Genomic DNA, 20,659 nt, shown 5'->3' with positions numbered 1-20,659 from the left:
GAGCTCAGATCTCCGTTGCTGTGATCTTGGTGGTGCGCGGCAGGCAGAGGAAACGCTTGCCTGCCGTCAGCACGATGTCGATGCCGCGCGGGAAGAGGGCGCGGTTCTCAGTCCACAGGCGCAGGAACGTTTCCGGCAGGCCGACAGGCGCGATCTCGGTCACGCTCTGGATGCCCGGACCCATCAGCGCCAGGCGGCGCCCGCCTTCGAGGTCGGCAAGCTCGATCACCACCGTTGTCGAACGGTCGGGATATTCCTGCGTGCCGGCGGCAAACAGGCCGAAGGTGGAAAGCATCGTACCGGCCTCGACGAAGGCGAAGCGCGCCTCGGCCTTCTCGGCCGTCAGCGGTGCGCCGGTGTGGAAGCCAAGCCATTCCGGGATCGCCGACCTGGCAAGTCCGGACGAAAGCCAGACGGGCGTGTCGTGGTCGCAGAGCGTCAAGCCGATCGCGCCGGCGGCAATGCCGAGCGGTGCGGGCGCCGTCACATCGGCTGCTACGCTCTGGATCGTGCCGGGCCGGGCCATGCCGTCCATCAGCATCTTGAATACGCTCTGGGCCTCGAATACCGGCTCGGCAAAGCCGCCGGTCAGAACATCGGTCTTGGCGCTCATCAGTTGTCTCCCCGCACCATGGTGAAGAAATCGACGCGGGTCGCAGCCGTCTCCTCGGCCTTGCGATTTGCCTCGTCGGCGATCCGCTTTGCGACCGGCGACAGCAGTCTATCCTCGACGAAACCCTTGGTAGCCTCCTCCTGCCAGAGGGCATCGAAGATCGCCGAAAGGCGGGCCTTCTCTCTGTCAGTACCGAGCGCCTGCGCATGGCCGACAGAGCCGGAGGCAAGGCGCACCGTCGCGCGCGTCACCGTGACTTCGCCGAGATTGAAGGGCGAACCGCCGCCGCCGATGCGGCCGCGAACCATGACGAGGCCCGTTTCCGGGCCGCGCACCGGCTGGGCGACGGGCTTTTCGGCAAGCGCATCCCACGCCGCCAGCAATTCCTGTGTTTCAGCGCGGGCCAGCAGGTCGACGGTGCGTTTGCGCCCGTTGTCTGTCTGCGCCGCAGCGTCTGTCTTCTCTGCTGCCGTCATCGTTTTTTCCTCTAAATGTCTATTGATATAGACAACCATACAAGCTATACCTATCCCTAAATCGGCGAGGTGACAAGCGTGTGACACGACACGTCCAAAATTGGCCGAGCCTGAAGATGAATTCGGGTCGAAGATGAGCTGGCAGGGGTGTAATGGCAGGCATGAAGCAGGTGCAACGGCAGACGGGCGTGGCGCTCTGGCGGCAGATCGCCGACAGGATCCGCGAGGCGATCAGCAGCGGAGCCTATGACGAAACGGGCATGGTGCCGCCTGAGACCGTTCTGGCGCTTCAGTTCGGCGTCAACAGGCATACCGTCCGCAGCGCGCTTGCAGCACTTGCCCAGGAAGGCATCGTACGCGCGGTGCAGGGCCGCGGCACGCTGATCGAGCGCAAGGAGCGCCTGAATTTTCCGATCAGCCGCCGCACCCGCTTTACCGATGGTCTGGGCGATCAGGCGCGCGAGACGCACTCGCTCCTGCTCGGCCATGCGGAAGAGGCAGCCAACGCCGAAGTGGCCCGCTGGCTTCGCATCGAACCGGGCACGCCGGTCATTCGGCTGGAAACGGTGCGGGATGCGGACAGGCGGCCTGTCGCACGCGGCACGAGCTGGTTTCCGGCCGCGCGGTTTCCCGGCCTCGTCGAGATCTATCGCCAGACCGAGTCCGTCACCAAGACTTTCGCCGCACTCGGCCTCTCGGACTATGTGCGCGCCACGACCGAGATCACCGCCGCCCACGCAGATTCCGGCGACATTGCCGATCTGGAGCTGACGCCGGGCGCCGTGCTGCTGATCACCAAGGCGATGAATACCGATCTGGACGGCGTGCCGGTCCAATATTCGATCAGCCGTTTCGCGGCAGACCGCGTCCAGTTCACCATCGAGAACTGAAAACGAAAAAGGCCGGGCGCGAGCCCGGCCTCAAACCTTATCGATGCCTGATTGTGATCAGTGCGCGCCGGACATGTCGCCGAGCACTTCCTTGGAAGCGACGGTCGAATCTGCTTTCAGTTTGTAGACCATGGGCACGCCGGTCGCGAGATTCAGCGAAAGAACCTGCTCGCGGGTGAGGCGGTCGAGAACCATGACGAGCGAACGCAGCGAATTGCCGTGCGCGGCAACCAGCACCTTTTCGCCGCGCAGGACGCGCGGAAGAATTTCCGTGAGGTAGTAAGGCCAGACGCGGGCGCCGGTGTCGCGCAGGCTTTCGCCGCCCGGAGGCGGAACGTCATAGGAGCGGCGCCAGACATGCACCTGCTCTTCGCCCCACTTGGCACGGGCATCGTCCTTGTTGAGGCCGGAGAGATCGCCGTAGTCGCGCTCGTTGAGTGCCTGATCGCGGATCGTCTCGAGATCAGGCTGACCGACCTTGTCGAGGACAAGCTTCAGCGTGTGCTGCGCGCGCACCAGTGCGGAGGTGAAGGCGATATCGAACTTGATGCCGTAGTCGGCAAGCGCCTGGCCGCCGGTCGTGGCTTCCTGGATGCCGAGCTCGGTCAGGTCGGGATCCTTCCAGCCGGTGAAGAGATTCTTGAGATTCCAGTCGCTCTGGCCGTGGCGAACGAGGACGAGGGTACCGCTCATGAAAAATGCCTCCGAGAAATGGTCAATGGGAAGAAAGCCCGAGAACGTCGAGCATGGAATAGAGCCCCGGTTTCTTGTCGCGTGCCCAAAGGGCTGCCTTGATGGCGCCGCGCGCAAAAATCGAACGGTCGGTTGCGCTATGCGAAAGCGTGACGGTCTCGCCTTCGCCGGCAAAGAGCACGGAATGCTCGCCGATGACTGAGCCGCCGCGAAGCGTCGCAAAGCCGATCGTGCCGGCTTCCCGCGACCCGGTATGGCCGTCGCGCACACGCACGGATTTCGCGGCAAGATCGATATTGCGGCCCTTTGCGGCTGCCTCGCCGAGCAGCAATGCGGTTCCGGAGGGCGCGTCGACCTTGCGCTTGTGGTGCATTTCGAGAATTTCGATATCCCAGTCGGCAGGATCGAGCGCCTGAGCCGCCTGCTGCACGAAAACGCTGAGCAGATTGACCCCGAGACTCATATTGCCCGACTGGACGATGCGGGCATGGCGCGAGGCGGCCGCAATCCTTGCGTTGTGCTCATCGGAGCAGCCGGTCGTGCCGACGACATGAACGATGCGCGCCTGCGCCGCCAGTCCGGCAAATTCCACGCTGGTGGCGGGCGACGTGAAGTCCAGCACGCCCTCGGCATGCAGGAACGCTGCCAGGGGATCATCGCCGATGATGACACCATTGGCCCCGAGACCGGCGACTTCACCGGCATCCTTGCCGACGAAAGGCGAGCCCGGCCGCGCGACCACTGCATGCAATGCAACGCCGTCGATGGAATGGATGAGACGAATGAGCGTCTGTCCCATGCGCCCCGCCGCTCCGACCACTACCAGTTTCATCGCAGCGTCGCTCATGTCAGTCCGTCATCCCGATCAGTATGAATCAGAAGCCGAAGGCCTCTGCAGATTGTTGAGGCGAGCGTAAAGTCCGTCGCTGACCTTCGCAAGCGTCTCGTGATTGCCTTCTTCGACGACGCGGCCCTGCTGCATCACGATGATCTTGTCGGCGCGCACCACGGTCGAAAGCCGGTGGGCGATGACGACAACGGTGCGGCCGGTCATGGCTTCGTCGAGTGCCTTCTGCACGGCTGCTTCCGATTCCGTATCGAGCGCCGAGGTTGCCTCGTCAAGAAGCAGGATCGGCGCGTTGCGCACCAAAGCGCGGGCGATCGACAGCCGCTGGCGCTGGCCGCCGGACAATGTCACGCCGTTTTCGCCGACGGGCGTATCGTAGCCCTGTGACTGCGCGACGATGAAGTCATGCGCATAGGCAAGCCGCGCTGCCTTCTCGATATCCTCATCCGTGGCTTCCGGACGGCCGTAACGGATATTGTCGCGGATCGTGCCTTCGAAGAGGTAGGGCTGCTGCGAGACATAAGCGAGCTGCTGGCGCAGCGACCGCTTGGTGATATGGGCGATATCCTGTCCGTCGATCAGGATCTCGCCTCCCTTCGGATCGTAGAAGCGAGGAATGAGGCTGATAACGGTGGATTTACCGGCACCCGAGGGGCCGACGAGCGCCGTCGTCTTGCCGCCCTCGGCCGTCAGCGTCACGCCGTCAAGCACGCTTTCATTGCCATAGGCGAAGGAGACATTGCGGAACTCGATCTTCGCTTCGGTGACAACAAGCGGCTTGGCATCCGGCAGATCGCGCTGGCGCGTTTCCATGTCGAGCAACTCGTAGATCATCCGGGCGTTGACGATGGCGCGCTCCATCTGCACCTGCAGGCGGGCAAGGCGCCGGGCCGGATCGTAAGCGAGCAGCAGCGCAGTGACGAAGGAGAAGAAGGCGCCCGGTGGCACGCCCTGATAGATCGAGCGATAGGCGGCATAGGCAAGGACGCTGGCGACCGCAAAGCCGGCAAAACTTTCCGTCAGCGGCGAGGTGCGCTCGGAAAGCCGCGCGATGCGGTTTGCCCGGCCTTCGGCAGCGCCGATCAGCTTGTTGACCTTGTTTTCCAGCGCCTCTTCCATCGTGAAGGCCTTCACGATGGAAATGCCCTGGATCGTCTCCTGCATGGCGCCGAGAACGTGGCTGTTGAGATCGACCGCTTCGCGGGTGGCCGAGCGCAGCCGCTTGGAAACGTAACGCAGCGCATAGAGCAGCGGCGGCGCCAGAATGAAGACTGCAAGGCTCAGCAGCGGATCCTGAACGACCATGACGCCGATCAGCGAAACGAAAGTGAGGAGGTCACGCACGGTCGACGTTATTGTAAGGTTCAATACGTCGCGGATCCCGGTAACGTTCTGGCTGACCTGAGCGGCGATATGGGCGGAGCGAGACTCGTTGAAGTAGCCAACGGATAGCGTCATCAGGTGCGAATAGATCCGTCGCTGATAGCGCGCAACGATATCGTTGCCGATCCTTGAAAGGGCAACGCCTTGCCCGTAGCTCGCAAAACCGCGCAGCATGAAAGCGATGAAGATCGAAAGACAGATAATCCAGACGACGTCGGCGCGGCGGTTGGCGAAGGCCTCGTCAATGATCGCCCGCATGATCCAGGCCGTGAACGCCGTCGAAAGCGCTATGATGACAAGGCAGGAGATTGCGAAGACATAGCCCCAGAGATGGTCCCGGCCGTTTTCCGCAATGATGCGTTTCAGGATGCCGGTCACGGTATCGCTGTTGACGTGTGGCTTTCTGCTGTCGGCGGCGTCCAAAAATAGGCTTCCTGTCTCAGAGCTGCATGCCGCAGGCGCGGCACACATATGCGCGGGCTCTATAAAGAGTTGAAGGAGCTTTGGCTAGACAGGCTCAAGCCCGCCAGCGCCGACCGTCCGTCGAGACGCCGAAATTCCCTGGCATGCGTGCATAGGAAGAAAGCCCGGCAAGGGCCGCCAGCGGATGCGTCACGACATAGGTCGGGATCGTGCGCAGTAGGGCCGAATGCGGCGCCTTGTCTTCGAACGCGGCCCGGAATTCCGGCTTTTTCAATGCCGGGAGGATCTTCTGCGAGATGCCGCCGGAGAGATAAACGCCGCCGCGGGCCATGAAGACGAGCGCCATGTCGCCCGCTACGCGGCCGAGATAGGTGGCAAACAGCGAAACGGTTTCGACCGCGACCTTGTCGCTGCCGACGAGTGCATGCGACGTGATGTCCGCCGGATCGTTCATTGTTGGCACGACGCCGTCGGCCGCGCAGATCGCGCGGTAGAGGTTCACGATGCCGCGGCCGCACAGGATCTGCTCGGCCGAAATGCGGCCCTCGATGGTTTCGACATGCGGGAAGATCTCATAGTCGCGTTTGCTGCGCGGCCCGAGGTCGACATGCCCGCCTTCGCCTGGAACCGGAATCCACGTCGACTGGGTATGGACCAGACCACCGACGCCGAGGCCGGTGCCGGGTCCGAGAACGACGCGGGACGCAATCATATCGCCTGCAGCGTCGCCGATACGCTCGCGATTGTCGTCGGAAAGTGCCGCGATCGCCAGCGCCTGTGCCTCAAAATCGTTGACGACGAGCACATCGACGAGGCCGAGGCCCTCGATCATCCGCTTCGGCCGCACCACCCAGGGGCAGTTGGTCAGCGGGATTTCATCGGCCTTGATCGGGCCGGCAACGGCAAGGATCGCGGCGCGCGGCTGCACGGAGGTCTTATCGAGCACACCCTTCTGGATCGCCTCGTCGATCGTCTCGTAATCCGCGGTGCGCACATTGGGAAACTGCTTCGGCTCCGCATAGGCATCCGTCAGGATGGAGAAGCGGGCATTCGTGCCACCGATGTCGCCGATCAGGATCGGAAAGGGCAAGGGAGTAGAGGATGCAGTCATGGCCGGTTCCGTGCTGTAGGCCCGAGGGATCAGGCGTTAAGGGTAGGGAGAAGCTTTTCGGCTGTCGACTCGTTCAGTGCCATCGGAATGTCGTAGACGATCGCAAGCCGCATCAGCGCCTTGACGTCGACATCATGCGGCATCGGCGTCAGCGGGTCCACGAAGAAGATCAGGGCGCTGACCTCGCCGGTGGAAATCAGTGCGCCGATCTGCTGGTCGCCGCCGAGCGGGCCGCTTTTCAGCCGGGTCACGTGAAGGTCCGGAGCGGCGTCGAGCACGCGCCCGCCCGTCGTGCCGGTGGCGACGATTTTCCATTGGGCGAGGAGATCCCTGTTACGGCGGGCAAACGCCGCCATGTCGTCCTTCTTCTGGTCATGCGCAATCAATGCAAGGCATTTGCCGCCGGCCATGAACGAGTTCTCCACGCGAGTAATTCAATCGATTTGACCGCTTCTACACCAGGCGTTTGTGATTTGAAAGACAGCCGCCCGCCAGCCTGTTTGGCCTATTGCACGACCGGCTTGTCGTTCGGAACCGGGCCGACGGAAGGAAGCGCGCTGCCGGTATCGACCGCCGGTGCGGCAGCAGGGGCTGCCGTCAGTGCACTCGCCGCGGAGGGGCCGCCATAGGTCCCGGCTTCCGTAGAGGCGATGGACGGGGCATCGACAACGGCAGAGCATGCCTTCGGCAGGTCAGAGACCATGACCTCACGCGGCGGCTTCGGCGGCTTTGCACTGGGCTTCGGCGCCGCCCACGGCTCCTTGGTGAACCACCAGGCAAGCGACTTGTCGCAGCCGTCACCGGCAGCCACCGGTGCCTGCCCTGTACAGCCCTTGGCGCCCGGCGGGCATTTGATGCGGATATGGAAATGCGAATCATGCCCGTATTCCGGCCGCAGTTTGCCGAGATTGGTGCGGTCGCCCGTCCAGGTGTCGCACATCTTCTTCTTGATTGCCGGATTGACGAAGATGCGCTCGACCTGCGGATAGCTTGCTGCCAGCATCAAGAGTGCTGCCCGCTGCTCGTTCCACACTTTCGGGTCGACGGTCAGAAACTTGTCTTTCTGCAACATGGTGGTGAAGGGCAGGTCTTCCCGCTCTTCGTTGCTCAAGCGCTGCGAGGGCATGGGCGTCAGCCAGACATCGGCATCGAGGCCGATCTGGTGCGAGGCATGGCCGTTGAACATCGGCCCGCCGCGCGGCTGGGCGATATCGCCGACGAGGATACCGGGCCAGCCGATCTTGGCACGCGCATCCTGCGAGAATTTTTCCAGAAGCGAGATCATCGCCGGATTGCCCCAGCGCCGGTTGCGCGACAGCCGCATCGCCTGCCAGGTCGGCCCGTCAGCCGGCAGCGCCTCCGCACCGGTCATGCAGCCCTTGGCGTAGAAACCGATCGGCTGCGCCGGCCCCTGCGTCGGCAATTTCACGGCGCCGAAAATCGCCTTGGCACTGCCGGGGCTCGGCGTCTTCTGCTGTGCACCGACATCGCCGGCGACAAGGCTTGCGCCCATTGCCCCGGCGAGTGTTAGTTTGCCGAAAATCCTGAAAGCCCGAACCAGGTCGAAAGCCATACCATTCCCTTGCTGCGCCAAAGTGATTTGCAATCGAATCTATCGTGAAAAGCAATTTTGGTGAATCGATGTTTTGGCAGGCGGCGCGGGGACGGATCGCCGCAGCATCAGGCGTTGGCAAGAACCTCGGCCGTTTTGCGCACGCGCGACAGGCGCGGCAGGATGCGCTCGCAGGCAAGCGAATGCATTTCGGCGGTGAAGGTGCTCATCGCATCCTCGACGGCGAGGACAGCGTAATTATGGGCAAATGCATCGCGGATCGTCGCCTCGACGCCGAAATTCGTGGCGATACCCGTCAGGATCACGGTCCTGATGCCGCGGCGGCGCAGTTGGAGATCCATCGCCGTGCCGTAAAAAGCGCTCCACTGATGCTTGACGATATGGACATCGACATCGAGCGCAGCGATTTCCACTGGTGCCGCAAGTGCCGTCGCCGGAAGGCCGCCTTCGGGGAAAACCGCCGGCTCGTCCACCGGCTGGTTGACAGCATCGGCATAGTCCGGGGAGAATCCGACGGTAACGAGGATCACCGTCCCGCCTTCGGATTTCAGCTTGGTGGCGATTGCGGCGGTATTCTCGATCACCTGCCGGGCGGGATGGGGCGCGAGCTGCCGGCCGACGATGAAGCCTTGCAGGTCGATGGAAATGAGTGCGGTGGTCTTGGGATCATAAAGGGACATGGGAAATCTCCGAGGAAAGGAAACATGAGGGCATCCTCACAATGACAAATACGAGGATAGCCTCACAAAAATCAAGCCCCGAACCGCAAGCCCGTGTGCCGAAACGCCAGCGCGGCCATGAGCGCGTTGCGATCCTGCTGGAAGCGGCAGCCAGGGTCTTTCTCGCAAAAGGCTATGACGCCGCAACCATGACGGAGATTGCCGCTGCCGCAAATTCTTCGATCGGTTCGCTCTATCAGTTCTTCCCGACCAAGCCTCTGCTTGCCGAGGCGCTGCATATCGATCGCCTGCAGCATTTGAATAGCGGGCTCGCCGAACTCGCCGAGAAGACCAGGGGGAAGAGTGCTGCCGAAATCGGCGATGCGATCTTTACGCGGCTCGGCCGGTTCATCGAGGATCATCCGGAATTTCCGGTTCTCGCAGCGCGGCGCGACGTACCCAAGGAGCGCAAGGCGAAATCACGTGCGGAGCTTCGTGCCAGCATCACCGCACTCCTGAAGAATGCTGAACCGTCGGTCGAACGCGATGTCGATCTCCTGGGCGCCCTCGTCCTGGAGCTTCTGCGCATCGTCGTCGCGGCCGCCAACGACCCCGATGGCTCGGGCGATCCGCGCCTGGTCGGGGAGCTGCGTCGCATGCTCCGCAAGCGCCTCGAGGAAGTGACGCCCTGACCTCCATTGGTAAGGTCAAAATTTCGCGAGCCCGGTAAAAAACAAACTCTTTCCTGTTTTTCGCCTGCATTTCTCGTATTGTCGGCGAAACTAATAACAGGGGAAGAGTGAATAGTGGCTTCGTGGTTGAAAATCGGTGTGCTGGTAGCATTGGCGGGTGCGCTCGCACCTATGACTGTATTGGCTCAGGACCAGCAGTTTAAAATCGGCAGTTCGGTCATCAGCGAGATGAAGTACAAGCCGGGCTTTACCCGCTTCGACTACGTCAATCCCGATGCCCCGAAAGGCGGCGACCTGCGCCTGTCTTCAAGCGGCACTTTCGACACTTTCAATCCTTTGCTGGCAAAAGGCCAGACAGCGGTAGGTTTGTCGCTTGTTTACGACACCCTGCTGAAGCCAGCTGATGACGAACTCCTCGTCTCCTATGGACTGCTTGCTGAGGGCCTTTCTTATCCGCCCGACGTTTCGAGCGCGACCTTTCGCCTTCGCAAGGAAGCGAAATGGGCTGATGGCCAGCCAGTCACGCCCGAAGACGTCGTTTTCAGCTTCGACAAGACCAAGGAGCTGAACCCGCTTGCCGGGAACTACTACCATCATGTGGTCAAGGCTGAGAAGACGGGCGAGCGGGACGTTACATTCACCTTCGATGAAAAGAACAATCGCGAGCTGCCGAACATTCTCGGCCAGTTGATGATCGTGCCGAAACACTGGTGGGAGGCACCGGGACCGGATGGCAAACCGCGAGACATTTCGAAGACGACGCTTGAGCCGGTCATGGGTTCGGGGCCATACAAGATTGCCGCCTTCTCGGCTGGTGCGACGATCCGCTACGAGTTGCGGGACGACTATTGGGGCAAGGACCTCAATGTGAACGTCGGTCAGAACAATTTCCGCAACATTCTCTACACCTATTATGGCGATCGGGACGTCGAGTTCGAAGCGTTCCGTGCCGGCAACAGCGATTACTGGCAGGAGACTTTTGCTGCACGTTGGGCAACTGGATATGATTTCCCCGCCGTGAAGGAAGGACGCATCAAGAAGGAAGATGTCACCAATCCCCTGCGTTCCACCGGCATCATGCAGGCGCTGGTGCCCAATATGCGGCGCGACATCTTCAAGGACGAGCGGGTGCGCGAGGCATTGAATTACGGCTTCGATTTCGAGGAACTGAACCGCACGGTCGCCTTCAACAGCTACAAGCGCATCGATAGCTACTTCTGGAACACCGATCTTGCCTCATCCGGCCTTCCGCAAGGCAGGGAGCTGGAAATTCTTCAGAGCTTGAAGGATCAGGTTCCCGCGGACATCTTCACGACCCCCTACAGCAATCCCGTTGGCGGGGATCCGCAGAAAAGCCGCGACAACCTTCGCAAGGCGATCTCTCTTCTGAAAGATGCCGGCTGGGAGCTGAAGGGCAATCGGATGGTCAATGCCAAGAGCGGTCAGCCGATGAGTTTCGAGATATTGTTGTCGAGCCCCTTGCTTGAGCGCTGGGCGGTACCCTATGCCACCAATCTGAAGAAGATCGGTATCGATGCGCGGATCCGCACGGTCGATGCCGCGCAATATACCAACCGTGCGCGCAGCTTCGATTTCGATATGATCTGGAATGTCTGGGCCGAAACCGTGAACCCCGGTAACGAGCAGGCCGATTTCTGGGGATCGGGTTCCGCCAACCAGCAAGGTTCGCGCAACTATGCCGGCATCGCCAATCCGGCCGTCGATGCGCTTGTTCGCATGATCATCTTTGCCCCCAACAGAGATGAACAGGTTGCGGCCATCAAGGCTATGGACCGTGTGCTGCTCGCCCATCACTATGTCATTCCGCTGTTCTACCGCGACACCTATTCGATTGCTTACTGGAATACGGTGACGCGTCCGGCAGAGTTTCCGGCATACAGCCTTGGCTTTCCCGATGCCTGGTGGTCCACCTCGGCGAAATGAGCAGACTTGCAATGCGAGGAGGCCTGCGCTCCAAATGGCATCGGCGAATCATGAAAGCCGGCACAAGCCGGCAAAGGAAGGCTGTCAGATTGAACGGCAATAGACTGGACGGCGTGCAGGCGAAGATAGTCCCGGAGGCCCGAGACTGATGGGAGCCTATATTCTTCGCCGCCTGCTTCTGATGATCCCGACGATCATCGGCATCATGGCGATTTCCTTCATCGTCGTTCAATTCGCGCCCGGCGGCCCCGTCGAGCAAGTGATCTCCCAGTTGACTGGCCAGGCCGACAGTGCCGATCAACGCCTCTCCGGCGGCGGTGATCTCATGGTCGGTGGAGGAGACGATGCCGGCTCGAAATATCGCGGTGCGCAGGGCCTCGATCCAGAACTGATCGCCAAGCTTGAAAAGCAGTTCGGCTTTGACAAACCACCGCTGACTCGCTTCGGCGAAATGATGTGGAACTACATCCGCTTCGATTTCGGCGAGAGCTTCTTCCGCAATACGACCGTGCTCAATCTGATTATCGAGAAACTGCCGGTCTCGATCTCGCTCGGCATCTGGATCCTGATCTTTTCCTACGCCATCTCCATTCCGCTCGGCATCCGCAAGGCGGTCAAGGACGGCTCTTCCTTCGATGTCTGGACATCAGGCGTCATCATCGTCGGTTACGCCGTGCCGAGCTTCCTGTTCGGCATCCTGCTGATCGTGCTGTTCGCCGGCGGCTCCTTCTATGACTGGTTCCCGCTGCGCGGCCTGGTATCCGATAATTTCGACCAGCTTGCCTGGTGGCAGAAGCCGCTCGATTATTTCTGGCACCTGACGCTGCCGCTGATCTCGCTGTCGCTGGCATCCTTTGCCACGACGACGCTGCTGACCAAGAATTCCTTCATCGACGAGATCAAGAAGCAATATGTCATCACCGCGCGCGCCAAGGGGCTCAACGAACGGCAGGTGCTCTATGGCCACGTCTTCCGCAATGCCATGCTGATCATCATCGCGAGCTTTCCTGCAGCCTTCATCTCCGCCTTTTTCACCGGTTCACTGCTGATCGAGAACATTTTCTCTCTCGATGGTCTTGGCCGCCTCGGCTACCTCTCGGTCGTCAACCGCGATTATCCGATCGTCTTTGCAACGCTCTACATCTTCTCGCTGCTTGGTCTCTTCGTCGGCCTGATCTCGGACCTCATCTATACCTGGATCGATCCGCGCATCGATTTCGAGCGGAGGGACGTCTGATGGATGCCGCCGCAAATCCGACGACATCGACACCTGTCCGCCCGCCCCGCAAAGGCCTGCTGTCGCCGACCAATATTCGCCGCTGGCAGAACTTCAAGGCCAATGGCCGCGGTTACTGGTCGCTCTGGCTGTTCCTGATCCTCTTCGTGCTCAGCCTCTTTGCCGAATTCATCGCCAACGACAGGCCGATCATCGCCTCATACAAGGGCGAGATCCTTTTCCCCGTCGTCATCGATTATCCCGAAGAAAAGTTCGGCGGCTTCCTGGCCGAGACGGACTATCGCTCCTCCGTCATCTCAGATGAGATCAATGCGAATGGCTGGATGATCTGGCCGCCGATCCGTTACTCCTATCAGTCGGTCAATTCCAATATCCCGCATTCGGCCCCGACCGCGCCTTTCTGGCTGATGTCGCCGCAGGAGCGCTGCTCGGCCTATCCGCAGGGAGTCGATGATCCCGGCTGCAGGCTCGGCAATCTCAACTGGCTCGGCACGGACGATCAAGCCCGCGACGTCTTTGCCCGCGTCATCTATGGCTTCCGCATTTCCGTTCTCTTCGGCCTGGTGCTCACCATCTGCTCGGCCGTCATCGGTGTGACGGCCGGTGCCGTCCAAGGTTATTTCGGCGGCTGGACGGACCTGTTTTTCCAGCGTTTCATCGAGATCTGGTCCTCGATGCCGGTGCTCTACATTTTGCTGATCATCGCCGCCATCCTGCCGCCCGGTTTCTTCGTGCTGCTCGGCATCATGCTGCTTTTCTCCTGGGTGAGCTTCGTCGGCGTGGTGCGCGCCGAATTCCTGCGCGCCCGCAATTTCGAATATGTCCGGGCCGCTCGCGCCCTCGGCGTCAACAACCGCACCATCATGTGGCGGCATATGCTGCCGAACGCGATGGTGGCGACCCTGACCTTCGTGCCCTTCATCCTCTCGGGCTCGATCACCACGCTGACCTCGCTCGATTTCCTCGGCTTCGGCATGCCGCCGGGCTCCCCCTCGCTCGGCGAACTGATCGCCCAGGGCAAGGCCAATCTTCAGGCGCCATGGCTCGGGCTGACGGCCTTCTTCACCATGTCGATCATGCTGTCGCTGCTGATCTTCATCGGCGAGGCGGTGCGCGATGCCTTCGATCCGAGAAAGACGTTCCAATGAGTGAAGCGCTGCTCTCCGTCCGCGATCTCTCCGTCGCCTTCCATCAGGGCGGCGAAACCTCGCTTGCCGTCGATCGCATTTCCTTCGATATCGAGAAGGGCGAGGTTGTCGCACTGGTCGGTGAATCCGGTTCCGGCAAGTCGGTGTCGGCAAACTCGATCCTGCGGCTTCTGCCCTATCCCTCGGCAAGCCATCCGAATGGCGAGATCTTCTTCAAGGGCAAGGATCTGCTGAAGGCCTCCGATCGCGAATTGCGCGAAGTTCGCGGCAACGACATCACCATGATCTTCCAGGAGCCGATGACCTCGCTCAATCCGCTCCATACGATCGAAAAGCAGATTGCCGAAATCCTCGCGCTCCATCAGGGCATGACCGGGCAGGCGGCGCGCACCCGCGTGCTGGAACTCCTGAACCAGGTCGGCATTCGCGAGCCGGAAAAACGGCTGAAAGCCTATCCGCATGAACTTTCGGGCGGCCAGCGTCAGCGTGTGATGATCGCCATGGCGCTTGCCAATCGGCCCGAATTGCTGATCGCCGACGAACCGACCACCGCGCTCGACGTCACGGTCCAGGCGCAGATCCTCGAACTCCTTCGCAAGCTGAAGGGCGAGCACGGCATGTCCATGCTCTTCATCACCCACGATCTCGGCATCGTGCGTAAATTCGCCGACCGCGTCTGCGTCATGACCAAGGGCAAGATCGTCGAGACCGGACCGGTGGAAGAGGTCTTTACCGATCCGAAGCACGATTACACGCGCCACTTGCTCGCCTCCGAACCGCGCGGCGAACCGCCGGTGACCGACCCCTCCAAGCCTGTTGTCATGGAAGGCAATGACATCAAGGTCTGGTTCCCGATCAAGGCCGGTTTCATGCGCAAGGTCGTCGATCACGTGAAGGCCGTCGATGGCATCGATCTGACGCTGCGCGCCGGCCAGACGCTCGGCGTCGTCGGCGAATCSGGYTCGGGCAAGACCACGCTGGGGCTGGCGCTGACGCGCCTTATCTCCTCGAAGGGCCGGATTTCCTTCGTCGGAAAAGATATAGCGAGCTATTCATTCACGGATATGCGGCCGTTGCGCAACCAGCTTCAGGTCGTCTTCCAGGATCCCTATGGCTCGCTGAGCCCGCGCATGTCCGTCGGCGATATCGTTGCCGAAGGGTTGAAAGTGCACGAGCGCTCGCTCTCCGCCGAAGAGCGCGACCAGCGCGTCTGCTGGGCGCTTGAAGAAGTCGGCCTCGATCCGCTCACCCGCTGGCGCTTCCCGCATGAATTTTCCGGCGGCCAGCGCCAGCGTATCGCGATCGCCCGTGCCATGGTGCTGAAGCCGCGTTTCGTCATGCTCGATGAGCCGACCTCGGCGCTCGACATGAGCGTGCAGGCGCAGGTGGTGGATCTGCTGCGCGACCTGCAGAAGAAGCACGAACTTGCCTATCTCTTCATCAGCCACGACCTGAAGGTGGTCAAGGCGCTCGCCAATGATGTCATCGTCATGCGCTTCGGCAAGGTGGTGGAGCAGGGGGCGTCAGCGGATATCTTCCGTGCGCCGAAGGATGACTATACCAAGGCGCTGATGGCCGCCGCCTTCAATATCGAGGCGGTGCCGACGCCGGCAATTCAGCAGTAAAAGACGGGCAGCAGCAAAGAAGATCATGTCAGCAAGACCTCCCATTCTCGTCGATCTCAAGTTCGATCCTGAAACCGTTGCCCGCATCCTGAAGACCGACTTTGCCGATCGCGGCAGCATCAATTCGGCCGATCCCGAGAGCAAGGGCCTTGACCTGACCGGCGTGGACTACGCGCTGCTCTGGAAGCCGGATGCCGATATCTTTCAGCGCGCGCCGAACCTGAAGGTGCTCTTTTCCGGCGGCGCCGGGGTCGATAGCATCCTGTCCATTCCCGATCTGCCTGACATCCCGATCGTTCGCTTCGTCGATCGCAGCCTGACGACACGCATGAGCGAATGGGTGGTCATGCAGTGCCTCATGCATCTGCGCCTGCAGCGCGAGCACGACCGGGACCAGCGCGACCGGGTCTGGGGCAAGCTCGTCCCGCCGGAAGCCGCCGAAATCACCGTCGGTGTCATGGGCCTCGGTATTCTCGGCCAGGATGCCGTCGCCAAGCTGCGCTTTATGGGCTTCAACGTGATCGGCTGGTCGCGGTCGAAGAAAGAGGTTGAAGGCATCGAGACCTTCGACGGCCCGGAGCTCGATACCTTCCTGTCGAAGACCGATATCGTCGTCGGCCTGCTGCCGCTGACGCCTGACACCACGGGCCTCTACAACAAGGTCTTCTTCGCCAGGCTTCGCCAGGGCGGCGCGCTCGGCAAACCTGTTTTCATCAATGCAGGTCGCGGCAAGAGCCAGGTCCAGGCCGATATCGCTGCGGCGATTGAAAGCGGGGTGCTCGGTGGCGCCTCGCTCGATGTCTTCGAGGTCGAGCCGCTGCCGGCGGATGATCCGCTCTGGCATCTGGAGACTGTCTTCATCACGCCGCATGACGCCGCGATCTCGGAAGAGAACGCGCTCTTCCGTCATGTCGAAACCCAGATCGCCCGCTTCGAACGCGGCGAGCCGCTACAGTACGTCGTCGATCGCAAGGCGGGGTACTAGAGCGCGTCGCGCAAAAGTGCGGAACTATGTGGCAAGCGCCACCAATGCCTGTGTCCGGCCCAAAGCGGATTTGCGCGACCTCTGTCGCAGGCCGGTTAACGTCCCCATTTGCCGTAACGTACTTCCGCGCTGAAACGTAATGATGTCCCCTCTGAAGGTCGCCGGCCCACCCGATCTGTAAGAGGCTTCCAATGTCTTCCATTCGAACCGCTTCTGTCGATTGCTGCCCTCCAGAACGGAGCAGTCACGGACCGTCGTATTCAAATAAAGTTGACGCCTTCCTGATGCGCAACTATCGCGGCATCCAAATTCGATATGTGGCAGCGCCTATAGAAGGTCCGAGTTTCGTCCGGCATGGAGGCAGGGAGCACAACGAAATTCTCAAGCCCCAGGCTCGGCCATTCCACCAATAACTGATCGGCCGGACCTGGCGTTGGCAGTTGAGCGACTTCGTCCCGCAATTTCTGGAAGTAGGCGAGGTTTCTCCCGACAACAGCGGGGTCGTCTGTCTGGCCATGTGCCACAATGAGGTGCTTCGGGTTCAGGTCTCGGATTTTCTTCAACGACAAGCAAAGGCTACGAAGGTCATCCGGCGCTCGGCTCCAGACCTCAGGAATAGGATTCTCGACAGCGTCCACGGCCAGGCAAACGCGCAACTCTGGTATCCAAACAGCAACATGATCGGGCGTATGTCCAGGCGTGTGCAGAAGTTCCAGAGTCAAATCCCCACCATGAAGCACCATGCTCTCACCTGAGAACGTCAAGGTCGGCGGTAGGATTTCAACTTCCTGGAAGCGTGGTTCGAGCGCACTCTTTTCCCTTAGTGTTTGCAGGGCCGAAGGGTCGCGCAGTCGCTCCATGGCCTTGTCATGGGCGATAATCGGGACGCCATCTATGGCACGGTTTCCCCAAAAATGGTCCCAGTCCATGTGTGAGTTGACGACGAAAAGAGGACGATCTCCACTGACATCAGCCAGAAGTTCCATTGCGCGTCGGCACAGGGCTGGCGTTGCCAGTGTATCAACCAGTACGTTGAAACGTTCTGTGCGCACGAATACACAATCAACCTCGTCACCTGCGCGAATAACGACAATGCGCTCGTCAAGCCCAGGATAAGTTGTCAACTCAACATCAAAATCCATCGTCGTCCTTCGTCCGTCTTCTGGTCCCGAATAACCACCACCTTATTAGAAGCTTCACTGGGATGTGCAATGTCCGCTTCTGGCGCGAAGCAGACAATGACCCCTAGGGCTCTCGGGCCTGAACGTGTACGACCCTCGCGCTCGATGACCTGATCACGGCAGGCGCAAGTCCAAACCGAGCTTGCTGCTAAGGACGAAGGCGACGAGCCCTACGCCGAGTAGCGCCAGCGCGAAGACTGCGGCCATCGTGCCGCCCGTGCGCAGTACCGCTCGCCTCTCCGCTATCTCCGCTCGATCGTAATGCCACTTGATGGCGAAGAACATGGCCGTTCCGAAAGCGATAAGCTTGAACGTAACGAAGACTACAGGGACCCAATCCATATCAAGGACTCTCATGTGCATCAGCTACGCGCCTTATGATCTCATCTTAGGCAAACGCATACTTCCTATTATGCAATGCAGATATGTAATGGGCGGCTTTGCGATAACGGCATGCTCCAGAAAGCCCTTTGGAACCATCCCGCACCGCTCCTCGTTTCCTGACAGGATCTCCGCGAGCCTTGCCCGCGGAATACCGCAAGGAGACGACCATGGCTCATATGGGAACGCGGTGGGAAAGGTCCGATCGCAAGCTTCATGCCGAAGAACGGATTTCGCCTGCCAAGGCCAGGCAGGGCCGTACGGGTTATCGCATCCTGACCGTGCTGGCGGCGGCGCTGGTGCTGGCCTTCCTCGTCTGGATCCCCGTCGCAATCTGGGGTCAGAAGGAAGCCACTGACATCGCCCCGCTGCAGCCGGGTCAGGAGATGCAGTCGCAGCTTCCGGCAGCTCCCGCACAGAACGCCACCCCGGCCCAGCCCGTAAGTCCAGCGCAGTAACGGGTCTGGCGAGGGCGACACGTTGCCTGTTGTTTTTTCTGGACTTTGCCGATCGATTTTTCGATAAGAAAGCGCACGAGCCGGTCGTGCGCTGGCCGTCACAAGGCCGCACCTGACCGGATTGACGGACAGGCAGGAGTTTCATGGCCAGGACCGATATCGCAAGGCGCGTCTACAATCACACCTGGAAACTCGATCCGATCGTGCGCAGTCTGATCGATACGGATTTCTACAAGCTTCTGATGCTGCAGATGATCTGGAAGCTTTATCCCGATGTCGATGCCTCTTTCACGCTCATCAACCGCACCAAGCGCGTGCGCCTCGCAGAACAGATCGACGAGGGCGAACTGCGCGAGCAGCTCGATCACGCGCGCACGCTCAAGCTCGCCAAGAAGGAAATGATCTGGCTTGCCGGTAACAGCTTCTATGGCCGCGCCCAGATCTTCGAGCCGGAATTCCTCGCATGGCTCTCCAATTTCCAGCTGCCGGAATACGAGCTTTCCAAGAAGGACGGGCAATATGTGCTCGATTTCCATGGGTCGTGGAAGGAAACGACCATGTGGGAAATCCCGGCCCTTGCCATCGTCAACGAGATGCGTTCCCGCGCCGCGATGAAGGCCATGGGCCCCTTCACGCTTGACGTGCTCTATGCCCGCGCCAAGGCCAAGATGTGGGCCAAGGTGGAAAAGCTGCGCGAACTGCCCGGCCTGCGCATTTCCGATTTCGGCACCCGCCGCCGCCACAGCTTCCTCTGGCAGCGCTGGTGCGTGGAAGCGCTGAAGGAAGGCATCGGCCCGGCCTTTACCGGCACCAGTAATGTATTGCTGGCTATGGATTCCGATCTCGAAGCCGTCGGCACCAATGCGCATGAACTGCCGATGGTGGCGGCCGCCCTTGCCGAGACCGACGAGCAGCTCAAGAACGCGCCCTATAAAGTGCTGCGCGACTGGAACAAGCTCTATGGCGGCAACCTGCTGATCGTCCTGCCGGACGCCTTCGGAACGGCCGCCTTCCTGCGCGATGCACCGGAATGGGTGGCCGACTGGACCGGCTTCCGCCCGGACAGCGCCCCGCCGGTCGAAGGCGGCGAAAAGATCATCGACTGGTGGAAGAAGATGGGCCGCGACCCGCGCCAGAAGCTCCTGATCTTCTCCGATGGCCTCGATGTCGATGCGATCATCGACACCTACAAGCATTTCGAAGGCCGCGTGCGTATGAGCTTCGGCTGGGGCACGAACCTGACGAATGACTTCGCCGGCTGCGCGCCGAATGACAGTTCCGACTTCCTGCCGATTTCCATCGTCTGCAAGGTGAGTGACGCCAATGGCCGCCCGGCGGTGAAGCTCTCGGACAATCCGCAGAAGGCGACCGGCGAACCGGCCGAAGTCGAGCGCTATCTGAAATTCTTCGGCGCCGAGGACCGCACCGATCAGGCTGTGCTGGTCTAAAGCATGTCGCGCAAAAGTGTGCAGCGGTTTTGCGATAACGACATGCGTAAAACAAAGACCTAAAGCGCGGCGAGCGGATCTGAAAGATCGCGACGCGCTTTAGGTCACCGGCTCATAAAGCACATCCAGATTTTGGCTGAAGCGAGTTTGACGAGAGCAAGGTAGTTTTCGCTTCGACGGCAACCACATGTTCCCGATCGTCGACCGGTTCGGCACCGGCTACGTCACCATGGATCAGGTGCGCCAGCACTCCGCCGATCCCGGAAAGTTCAACGGCTACGCCTGACGCGCCGAAGCCCCCTACGCTCCAACGATTTCGCTGAACTGCACGATGGGCGCGATGTCCGTATAGTTGGCGACATCAGCGACGATCTCCGCGCGGTGGGGACCGAACGCCTCCAGGAATGTCGCCAGGGTCGGCGAGTAGATGTGGCACGCCGCGACGAACTCCGGCGCGCTTCCAGGTTCGCCACCCGCAAGGCCCTTTTCGACCTCATAGCGCAGGCAGGCATCGCCGAGCCGTTCCTGGATCAGCGGCATGTGGCGGGTGCGGTAGTAGTCGTGATCGAACTTCGAGCCGCCATTGGCCGGATAGTAGACGCTCATCTTGATCATGATCGGGCTCCTGCCTGAACGCCTCTCCGAGCGTCCGAGGGGGCCTTTATAGCTCACCGACTGGTAAAGCGCATCCAGATTTTGGCTGAAGCCCATCAGCAGCTCCCTTCAAGAAGCTTGAATCAGAACCTTGCAGCTGCCGCCAGCAGTTTATGAGTGCATGACCTAAAGCATGTCGCGCAAAAGTGTGCAGCGGTTTTGCGATAACGACATGCGTAAAAACAAAGACCTAAAGCGCGGCGAGCGGATCTGAAAGATCGCGACGCGCTTTAGAGCG

Annotated in this window: 21 protein-coding genes; 9 read left to right on the top strand and 12 right to left on the bottom strand. The window is 60.7% G+C overall.

Features of this window, described 5'->3' with window-relative positions:
* Positions 1-4: 4 nt before the first annotated feature.
* Both phnH and phnG read right to left on the bottom strand, forming a co-directional pair.
* Complete coding sequence (phnH, locus tag AC1DM5_RS15450) at positions 5-613, bottom strand: phosphonate C-P lyase system protein PhnH (protein WP_477820823.1); 609 nt, start codon at positions 611-613, stop codon at positions 5-7.
* Positions 613-1,089 carry a phosphonate C-P lyase system protein PhnG gene (gene phnG, locus AC1DM5_RS15445; RefSeq protein ID WP_477820824.1) on the bottom strand — a complete coding sequence of 159 codons (477 nt, stop codon included), beginning with the start codon at positions 1,087-1,089 and terminating at the stop codon, positions 613-615. Before phnG ends, phnH begins: the two co-directional genes overlap by 1 nt.
* A 152-nt stretch (positions 1,090-1,241) precedes the next feature.
* Between phnG and phnF the strand changes: the two genes are divergently transcribed.
* The gene (gene phnF, locus AC1DM5_RS15440) at positions 1,242-1,979 is read left to right on the top strand and encodes a phosphonate metabolism transcriptional regulator PhnF (protein ID WP_477820825.1); all 738 of its coding nucleotides are present in this window, start codon (positions 1,242-1,244) and stop codon (positions 1,977-1,979) included.
* A 57-nt stretch (positions 1,980-2,036) separates the two neighbouring features.
* Here phnF and AC1DM5_RS15435 read toward each other — a convergent pair whose 3' ends face one another.
* From AC1DM5_RS15435 to AC1DM5_RS15405, 7 genes are all read right to left on the bottom strand, one after another.
* Positions 2,037-2,672: a 2,3-bisphosphoglycerate-dependent phosphoglycerate mutase gene (locus tag AC1DM5_RS15435; protein WP_007813953.1), complete on the bottom strand. Its 636-nt coding sequence runs from the start codon at positions 2,670-2,672 to the stop codon at positions 2,037-2,039.
* A 22-nt stretch (positions 2,673-2,694) separates the two neighbouring features.
* Positions 2,695-3,519 carry a 4-hydroxy-tetrahydrodipicolinate reductase gene (dapB, locus tag AC1DM5_RS15430; protein WP_477820826.1) on the bottom strand — a complete coding sequence of 275 codons (825 nt, stop codon included), beginning with the start codon at positions 3,517-3,519 and terminating at the stop codon, positions 2,695-2,697.
* A gap of 18 nt (positions 3,520-3,537) precedes the next feature.
* Positions 3,538-5,325 (bottom strand): ABC transporter ATP-binding protein, encoded by a 1,788-nt coding sequence (locus AC1DM5_RS15425; protein ID WP_477820827.1) that lies wholly within the window; start codon positions 5,323-5,325, stop codon positions 3,538-3,540.
* Positions 5,326-5,419: 94 nt separating this feature from the next.
* On the bottom strand, positions 5,420-6,436 hold the full coding sequence (locus AC1DM5_RS15420; RefSeq protein WP_477820828.1) for a glucokinase: 1,017 nt from the start codon (positions 6,434-6,436) through the stop codon (positions 5,420-5,422).
* Between the two features lie 29 nt (positions 6,437-6,465).
* Positions 6,466-6,846, bottom strand: coding sequence for a methylglyoxal synthase (locus AC1DM5_RS15415; protein ID WP_037100501.1), 381 nt, complete (start codon positions 6,844-6,846; stop codon positions 6,466-6,468).
* A 95-nt stretch (positions 6,847-6,941) separates the two neighbouring features.
* Positions 6,942-8,009 (bottom strand): penicillin-insensitive murein endopeptidase, encoded by a 1,068-nt coding sequence (gene mepA / locus AC1DM5_RS15410; RefSeq protein WP_477820829.1) that lies wholly within the window; start codon positions 8,007-8,009, stop codon positions 6,942-6,944.
* 107 nt (positions 8,010-8,116) lie between these two features.
* Positions 8,117-8,689 (bottom strand): hydrolase, encoded by a 573-nt coding sequence (locus tag AC1DM5_RS15405; RefSeq protein WP_477820830.1) that lies wholly within the window; start codon positions 8,687-8,689, stop codon positions 8,117-8,119.
* Between the two features lie 41 nt (positions 8,690-8,730).
* On the opposite strand from AC1DM5_RS15405, the gene AC1DM5_RS15400 reads away from it, so the two are divergent.
* The 6 genes from AC1DM5_RS15400 (at position 8,731) to AC1DM5_RS15375 (ending at position 16,299) form a co-directional block, all read left to right on the top strand.
* Entirely contained in the window at positions 8,731-9,360 is a 630-nt protein-coding gene (locus AC1DM5_RS15400; RefSeq protein ID WP_477820831.1) for a TetR/AcrR family transcriptional regulator, read from the top strand.
* 111 nt (positions 9,361-9,471) lie between these two features.
* On the top strand, positions 9,472-11,304 hold the full coding sequence (locus tag AC1DM5_RS15395) for an extracellular solute-binding protein (protein WP_477820859.1): 1,833 nt from the start codon (positions 9,472-9,474) through the stop codon (positions 11,302-11,304).
* A gap of 148 nt (positions 11,305-11,452) precedes the next feature.
* The gene (locus AC1DM5_RS15390; RefSeq protein ID WP_477975208.1) at positions 11,453-12,541 is read left to right on the top strand and encodes a microcin C ABC transporter permease YejB; all 1,089 of its coding nucleotides are present in this window, start codon (positions 11,453-11,455) and stop codon (positions 12,539-12,541) included.
* Positions 12,541-13,689 carry an ABC transporter permease gene (locus AC1DM5_RS15385; protein WP_477820833.1) on the top strand — a complete coding sequence of 383 codons (1,149 nt, stop codon included), beginning with the start codon at positions 12,541-12,543 and terminating at the stop codon, positions 13,687-13,689. Before AC1DM5_RS15390 ends, AC1DM5_RS15385 begins: the two co-directional genes overlap by 1 nt.
* Positions 13,686-15,314: an ABC transporter ATP-binding protein gene (locus AC1DM5_RS15380; protein WP_477820834.1), complete on the top strand. Its 1,629-nt coding sequence runs from the start codon at positions 13,686-13,688 to the stop codon at positions 15,312-15,314. Before AC1DM5_RS15385 ends, AC1DM5_RS15380 begins: the two co-directional genes overlap by 4 nt.
* A gap of 25 nt (positions 15,315-15,339) precedes the next feature.
* Positions 15,340-16,299, top strand: coding sequence for a 2-hydroxyacid dehydrogenase (locus tag AC1DM5_RS15375; protein ID WP_477975206.1), 960 nt, complete (start codon positions 15,340-15,342; stop codon positions 16,297-16,299).
* Positions 16,300-16,559: 260 nt separating this feature from the next.
* On the opposite strand, the gene AC1DM5_RS15370 is transcribed toward AC1DM5_RS15375, so the two are convergent.
* Complete coding sequence (locus AC1DM5_RS15370) at positions 16,560-17,441, bottom strand: MBL fold metallo-hydrolase (protein ID WP_477820836.1); 882 nt, start codon at positions 17,439-17,441, stop codon at positions 16,560-16,562.
* Between the two features lie 153 nt (positions 17,442-17,594).
* Positions 17,595-17,843 (bottom strand): hypothetical protein, encoded by a 249-nt coding sequence (locus tag AC1DM5_RS15365; protein ID WP_477820837.1) that lies wholly within the window; start codon positions 17,841-17,843, stop codon positions 17,595-17,597.
* A gap of 188 nt (positions 17,844-18,031) precedes the next feature.
* Between AC1DM5_RS15365 and AC1DM5_RS15360 the strand changes: the two genes are divergently transcribed.
* Positions 18,032-18,319 carry a hypothetical protein gene (locus tag AC1DM5_RS15360; RefSeq protein ID WP_477820838.1) on the top strand — a complete coding sequence of 96 codons (288 nt, stop codon included), beginning with the start codon at positions 18,032-18,034 and terminating at the stop codon, positions 18,317-18,319.
* A 143-nt stretch (positions 18,320-18,462) separates the two neighbouring features.
* Positions 18,463-19,767: a nicotinate phosphoribosyltransferase gene (gene pncB, locus AC1DM5_RS15355; protein WP_477820839.1), complete on the top strand. Its 1,305-nt coding sequence runs from the start codon at positions 18,463-18,465 to the stop codon at positions 19,765-19,767.
* A gap of 300 nt (positions 19,768-20,067) precedes the next feature.
* Here the strand turns inward: pncB and AC1DM5_RS15350 are convergent, their stop codons facing one another.
* Entirely contained in the window at positions 20,068-20,382 is a 315-nt protein-coding gene (locus AC1DM5_RS15350) for an EthD family reductase (RefSeq protein WP_477820840.1), read from the bottom strand.
* Positions 20,383-20,659 lie beyond the last annotated feature (277 nt).

The organism is Rhizobium sp. 01T437, assembly GCF_056398505.1.
This window is presented reverse-complemented; position numbering and strand designations above follow the sequence as displayed.